The sequence below is a fragment of the Moorena sp. SIO2C4 genome (assembly GCF_010672485.1).
In the GTDB taxonomy this organism is placed as follows: domain Bacteria; phylum Cyanobacteriota; class Cyanobacteriia; order Cyanobacteriales; family Coleofasciculaceae; genus Moorena; species Moorena producens.
The window spans coordinates 1-6,642 of record NZ_JAAHGN010000373.1; the positions used below are offsets into that span (position 1 = coordinate 1).

General features: G+C 44.3%; 6 protein-coding genes and 1 pseudogene. 6 read left to right on the top strand and 1 reads right to left on the bottom strand.

The features are described from left to right. The 4 genes from ppsA to F6K20_RS19285 all read left to right on the top strand — a co-directional run. Positions 1-1,452, top strand: a 1,452-nt coding sequence (gene ppsA, locus F6K20_RS19270; protein WP_287295683.1) for a phosphoenolpyruvate synthase, incomplete at its 5' end; no start/stop codon positions are given. 776 nt (positions 1,453-2,228) lie between these two features. Beyond that, complete coding sequence (locus F6K20_RS19275) at positions 2,229-2,486, top strand: hypothetical protein (protein WP_008186976.1); 258 nt, start codon at positions 2,229-2,231, stop codon at positions 2,484-2,486. 81 nt (positions 2,487-2,567) lie between these two features. Further along, complete coding sequence (locus tag F6K20_RS19280) at positions 2,568-2,837, top strand: hypothetical protein (protein WP_008186977.1); 270 nt, start codon at positions 2,568-2,570, stop codon at positions 2,835-2,837. A gap of 354 nt (positions 2,838-3,191) precedes the next feature. Continuing rightward, positions 3,192-3,455 (top strand): hypothetical protein, encoded by a 264-nt coding sequence (locus F6K20_RS19285; protein WP_131827261.1) that lies wholly within the window; start codon positions 3,192-3,194, stop codon positions 3,453-3,455. Positions 3,456-3,632: 177 nt separating this feature from the next. Here F6K20_RS19285 and F6K20_RS19290 read toward each other — a convergent pair whose 3' ends face one another. After that, positions 3,633-3,809 (bottom strand): hypothetical protein, encoded by a 177-nt coding sequence (locus tag F6K20_RS19290; protein WP_154659857.1) that lies wholly within the window; start codon positions 3,807-3,809, stop codon positions 3,633-3,635. 35 nt (positions 3,810-3,844) lie between these two features. Between F6K20_RS19290 and F6K20_RS19295 the strand changes: the two are divergent. Both F6K20_RS19295 and F6K20_RS19300 read left to right on the top strand, forming a co-directional pair. Further along, a pseudogene (locus F6K20_RS19295) lies at positions 3,845-4,237 on the top strand (zinc ribbon domain-containing protein); the annotation flags it as partial. Then, positions 4,227-6,642: tetratricopeptide repeat protein (locus F6K20_RS19300; RefSeq protein WP_287295685.1), on the top strand; the 2,416-nt coding region annotated here is incomplete at its 3' end. The pseudogene F6K20_RS19295 and the gene F6K20_RS19300, both read left to right, overlap by 11 nt.

The following is a 6,642-nucleotide window of genomic DNA, read 5'->3' on the forward strand; positions in this document are numbered from 1 at the left end:
TGGGCCAAAGACGGGAAAACCGGTGAACTCTTTATTGTTCAAGCCCGTCCGGAAACTGTACAATCCCAGAAATCTGCCAATGTTATTTGTCATTATCAACTCAAAGGCGATGTAGAGACATTGCAAGCAACGCCTGTGCTAGCCACCGGTCGCGCTGTCGGTGAAATGATTGGTCAAGGCAAAGCAAGGGTAATTCTGGATGTTAACAAGATTGACCGTTTCCAAGCCAAAGAGGTCTTGGTCACGGACAAGACAGATCCGGATTGGGAACCTATCATGAAGAGAGCGAGTGCTATCGTAACTAACCAAGGAGGTCGCACTTGTCACGCTGCCATCATTGCCCGTGAGATGGGTATCCCCGCGATTGTGGGTTGTGGCAATGCCACTAACCAATTGAAGACAGGCCAACCAGTGACAGTTTCCTGTGCAGAAGGAGATGAAGGCAAGGTTTATCAAGGGTTGCTGCCCTTTGAGGTGCAAGAAACCCCCCTTGACAACCTACCGCGCACCCGCACCAAAATCATGATGAATGTGGGGAACCCAGAGAAAGCCTTTAGTCTGTCTTTTCTTCCCTGCGATGGGGTGGGGTTAGCCCGGTTTGAGTTCATCATTGCCAATCACATTAAGGCAAACCCGATGGCGTTGATTCACTTCGATAAACTCGAAGATCCATCGGTCAAGGAAGAAATTGCTCAGCTGACAGCATTGTATGAGCATAAACCTGACTTCTTTGTGGATAAACTAGCCAACGGGATTAGCATCATTGCTGCTGCTTTCTATCCCAAACCAGTTATCGTCAGGATGTCAGATTTCAAGAGTAACGAATACGCCAATCTCTTGGGGGGTCAACAGTTTGAACCCAGGGAAGAGAACCCGATGCTAGGATGGCGAGGGGCGTCTCGTTACTGTGATGAAATCTACCGGGAAGCCTATGGTTTGGAATGTAAGGCACTCAAACGGGTACGGGATGAGATGGGACTCACAAACGTTATCCCCATGATTCCCTTCTGTCGCACCCCTGATGAAGGTCGCCGGGTGCTGGCGGAAATGGAAAAACATGGCTTGAAGCGGGGGGAGAATGGGTTACAAGTCTATGTGATGTGTGAAATCCCCAGTAACGTCATCCTAGCCGACGAGTATAGCCAAATCTTTGACGGCTTCTCCATTGGTTCTAATGACCTGACTCAATTAACCCTAGGCTTAGACCGTGACTCTGCGTTAGTTGCCCATATCTTTGACGAACGCAACGAAGCAGTGAAACAGATGGTGCGGATGGTGATAGAAAAAGCCAAGAAAAATGGTCGCAAGATTGGTATCTGTGGTCAAGCACCAAGTGACTATCCCGAATTTGCCTGCTTCCTAGTGGAGTTAGGAATTGATTCGATCAGCTTGAACCCTGACTCGGTACTCAAGACACTTCTGGATATCGCCAAGGTAGAAGGAGTAAATTAGTGTCCCGGTGTTAGGTGTTAAGAGTGTTAGGTATTAAGAAATCTACATTACACCTAACCAAATACCTCAATCTTTTCCCCCATAGAGATGACTGGAATCTTGTCGCATTTAGGGGCAAGTTGCAGCTAGCTTCTAGGTTCAAAACGCCAACGATGCCGAGTTTGGTGCTTGATGTCGCCGAGTTCTTGATCAACAATCCCAGATCATCTTGGAGGAAGGATGAGTTAATAGCAAGAAATTCTCATGTAATTTCAAATCAAAAATTACATTACAAAACTTTAAGATACGCCAGGGGCGAGGGTGATTAACTGGTCCGAAACCATAGAAAACCCTTGGCTAACCATAAACTTGACGTTTCATCAAGAGTTGTTTGTTTAAGAAATATAAAATAGGAGGAATTGGGGATGATAGCTCCAGAGAAATATAAATAAAATCTAAAGATTAGAAAATAAATCAAGAATGGGTAATTAAATAGAACAAATTCCACCATTTTTGATTTTTCAAAATTTATCAAATGTAGATGAGCTGAAATCACTAGTTTTATTGCTGTCAGCTCAAGGATAAAACCATGCTAGCCACAACTATGGGAGAAACCACCCCTGATCGCCTTGATGTCTTCGGGCTTGTGGTATGGCTAATCAGGCTGTCTTCAATGGCACAGCCTAGGGTAAACAGGATCCACAGACAGCAGTTGAACTAGTGCAAGTAGGCCATAGGTATAAAAGGGTGCATTTTTAGACAATTTTTTTTCGAACCATACTATAAAGGGTGTTGACATGCTAACAACAATTAACGAAACCATCAAACCAACCTTTGCCGTAGTCTGGCAAACGCTCTCATCTGTGCTCGTTGGGATTGCCCATAATCTCCAAGCTATAAAAACCAGGTTTTCAGGCATCTTTTTTAATGAGGTCAACCTAGATGTGATATCTGAGGAAGACAATTGTGAACCCAACCCAGTCATAAAGGTATCAATGTTGACTAATGCTGGCTTGGGCAGTGTGCCGTACTACTGCTTCTTTTGGAAAGGTTGAACCAGTGCAAGTAGGCCATGGGTATTAAAGGGTGCATTTTTAGACAATTTTTTTTCGAACCATACTATAAAGGGTGTTGACATGCTAACAACAATTAACGAAACCATCAAACCAACCTTTGCCGTAGTCTGGCAAACGCTGTTATCTGTGCTCGTTGGGATTGCCCATAATTTCCAAGCTATCAAAAGCCTGGTTTCAGGCATCTTCTTTAACCAGGCCAACCTAGATGTGATATCTGAGGAAGACAATTGTGAACCCAACCCAGTCATAAAGGTATCAATTTTGACTAATGCTGGCTTGGGGAGTGTACCGTACTACTGCTTCTTGTGGGAAGAACGTAGATTGTACTGATTCCACCTAGTCCAGGCTGGCAGAAATAAGTCACCACTTTCATCTACAAAGGTCGGAGCTGGTCCTACACGCTTATTTCCGTGTCCCCTGTACTAGTACTAAGTTTCCTTGACAGTATACTACATTAAACCAATTAACGAGAATCCCTGCCTTCTGAAGGTAGGGATTCTCGTTAATTGGTGGATGAATTGGACATCCATTTGATCTGACCATCTCCCCATCTGGCCATCTCCCCATCTGGCCATCTGGATCTGTAGCCTTACTTTCACGAATTTGTATTGCTTGGATAGCGCCATAGCTGATTAGGCGGTAAGCTGAGAAGGAGCTGTTGGTTTAACCAACAGTGTGTTAACTGTGGTCTACGGATTGGTCTACGGATTTGAAAACTGCGATCAAACGGCATTAACCCTTTCAGTCATGGACCAATTACTAAATCTCAGCAAACTTGATCAAATCTGGTTTTTACTGAGTCTTCAGATTGGTCAAGCTCACCTCTGTTGGTACGCTTTCACGCTTGTCGGGAAACCCGACCGGGGTCGCACCGCAAATGGTAAACGCTATCAAGGTCACGATACCCTGGGGTGCGAGCCAGCTTCAGGCTCTATCGCTTCTGATTAAACAGGTGATGAATTAAATTAGTGAAGCCAGTGTCAGGAGGTGGCAAACTAGAAGAAATGGATTTAACAAATCCGGGGAGGCAAGAGTGGTTTCGTCTCTGGGACGAAATTCCCCATTCTTCAAAAAGGTGGGGATGGATACTCCCCCTCAAGAGTTGTCAAAGCGTGTTATTTGGCACTAATTTAGTATTGGTTGTTGACCCGCCTGACTGTCTCGGAACAGATCACCGTTCGTAGCGGTAAGACGCTTGGTACAAAAAGAGCAGAGTTCAGGGAAGACTCTTGCCCCAGCTGGTTGACCATTGTTGTCATACCAAGGTGAGAGTGGCGAGTTGAGTTTAGGACTGTGGGACACGGTTCTGAGCCTGTGGAGGGACAGTAAAACCAAAAGGATTGGCCAGGGGTATGCTGGGTAAGCACTGTTTAGATGCAGGATGGGGTCAGTTTTTCCAAATACTAGAGCAGTGCTGCTTTAAACGTGGAGTTTACTTCCAAAAAGTAGACTCTAAAAAGACTAGCCAAATTTGCCCCAATTGTTTAACTGAAACTGGCAAAAAGACCTTGGCTGAGCGTGTCCATCATTGTGAAAATTGCGGTTATACCACAGATAGAGATGTGGCAGCCGCTCAAGTAGTCTGCCTACGTGGGCTTGCAGCCGTGGGACACACGGTCAAGATGCTTTCTGAGGGCAAGTTCGTCGGAATCCCTGGGAAGAAAGAATTCCCGCGCCTTAAGGCCCGGGGAGTGTCAACAACAGAGAAAGGACGTTCTGATGAAGCGTAAAAATCAAGACATGTTAGCACTGGTGTGGCGAAGCACTATTGTTTTGTCATTTTTCCTGTTGCCTGTTGGCCTTGGCAGTGCCCAATCCATCGAACCTGACCCACCAAAACAGATAGTCGCTCAGGGCTCAAGTCAAAAGCCAGTTCAAACTGACGCTAATCTTAGCTTTAAGCGGGTGACGCTCCTGTCTAATGTTTTGCTGATTGTGCTGGTGACTCTGGTACTGCTACTGGTGGCCGCGATCGCAGCGTTGTGGCTGCTAAGAAGGTCTGTGATTCGTGAGGTTGCGCAAATCGTGAGAGCTCACCTCAATGAAATGACTGACTTGGAAGATAGGATTGCCAGTGCTAATAAAAATGTTCAAAGTATCCTAGAAAAAACTGAAGAGATTGCCTTGGAGCTAGATCAGCAGGCGGCAGAGTTTAAACAAGACCTAAGTTTTAAACGAGAAAATCTATCTAAGCTGCTATCGAAATTGTCTCAGTCCCAGCAACAGGCATTAACGACAATCAAGACGCAAAAAACCGATACTCAACAAGAGCTAGAACAATTAGAGACTGACTTGGCATCAAGACTGTCTAAACTCGAGCAAGACGCTACAAAGCAACGGGATAGTTTTCTGAAGTATCTAGAAAACTTAAGCGCTGAGTTTGCCCCCCAATTATCTGAACTCAAGGGGGATGTGCAAGCCCAGAAAGAGACAATACTGAAGAAACTGAATCAATTAGAGACTGAGTTTGGCTCCGAACTGTCTGCTCTTAAGGAAACTGCGGCAAACCAAAAGGACTTAACTTTAAAAGATTTAGAAAAATTAGGGGCTGAATTTACTCCTGAATTATCGAAAATCCAGGCGGATGTGCAAGCCCAGAAAGAGATAATACTGAAGAAACTGAACCAATCAGAGACTGAGTTTGGCTCCGAACTGTCTGACTTGAAAGCCAAGACTCAAAAACAAAGCAAAGATTACCTGCAAACCATAGAAAAATCAAGTGCTGACTTTGCTCCTCAACTATCTGAACTTCAGGGGAATGTACAAGAACATAAGGATAAAGTCCTGCAGCAACTAAATCAATCAGAGTCTGAGTTTGCTGTTGAACTGTCTGAGCTTAAGGCAAAGGCTGATCAAGAAAGGAACAGTTACCTCAAGAATCTAGAAAAACTAACCTCTGATTTTGCTCCTCAACTATCTTTACTCAAAGCCAATGTCCAAGGGCATCAAGATAAAGTATTGGATAAACTGAACCAATCAGAGACAGAGTTTGCCTCAAAATTGTCTGAACTTGAAGCCAAGGCTCAACAGCAACGGGATTTAATACTAGAAAATCTAAAAAAGCTAGAGACAGAGTTTACTCCTCAGCTATCTGACATTAAGGTGGATGCTGAACAAAAAGCTCAACATAAAATCGATTTAGCTCTTCAGAAGCTAGAGCAATTAGGAAATGACATTACTGAACAACTTTCAAAATACCAGTCGAAGATTGAAGTGCAAATTGATAAGACTCTCCAGCATCTGAAAGAGCTAGAGGCTAACTTAAACACTGAAGTTTATGACTCTCAATCAGGAATTAAAACCCAGAAGGCTCAGACCATTCAGAGTCTGGAAAAATTAGAAACAGAGGCTAAAACTCAACTTTATGATTTACAGTCGGACATTCAAAATCGAAAAGATATAATCCTTCAAAATCTGGACAAATTGGAAACAACCTTGGCTGCTCAGCTGTCTGAGGTCGAATCTGATGCTCAAACCGAGAAGGATAAGATTCTACAACAACTAGCAGAGATTTCCCCAACATCCATTGCAGAAGCTGCTCTGTCTGAAGTGCTGCAAAACACTCAAACTCTGACAGAACAATTAGAACGCCTCAAATCGAACCATCCTAAGTTGTTCTTGAATCCAGATGACTATGTGAATCAGGGCAATACTCTATTCTCTCAAGGGCAGTATCAAGATGCGATCGCTTCCTACGATCAAGTTCTTGACCTTCAACCGAATAACCCTGATATTTGGTACCAGCGAGGTATGGCATTATGGGAACTACAGCAGTATCAAGATGCGATCGCTTCCTATGACAAAGTAATTGAAATCAAGCCAGATGACCCAGATAGCTGGTATCAAAGAGGCCTGGCTTTAATGGAACTGCGGCGGTATGAAGGAGCAGTGGTTGCTTTTAATAAGGTGGTTAAATTCAAACCAGACCACTACAAAGCCTGGTTAAACCGGGGCATGACCCTAAGACGGTTGAGACGCTACGAAGATGCGATCGCTTCCTATGACAAAGCCCTAGAAATTCAGCCAAATTATCATCAAGCTTGGGTTGACCGAGGAGTCGCACTGGGAATGCTACAAAAGCATGAAGAGGCCTTTGGCTCCTTCGACCAAGCTGTTCAAGTTCAGCCAGATAATA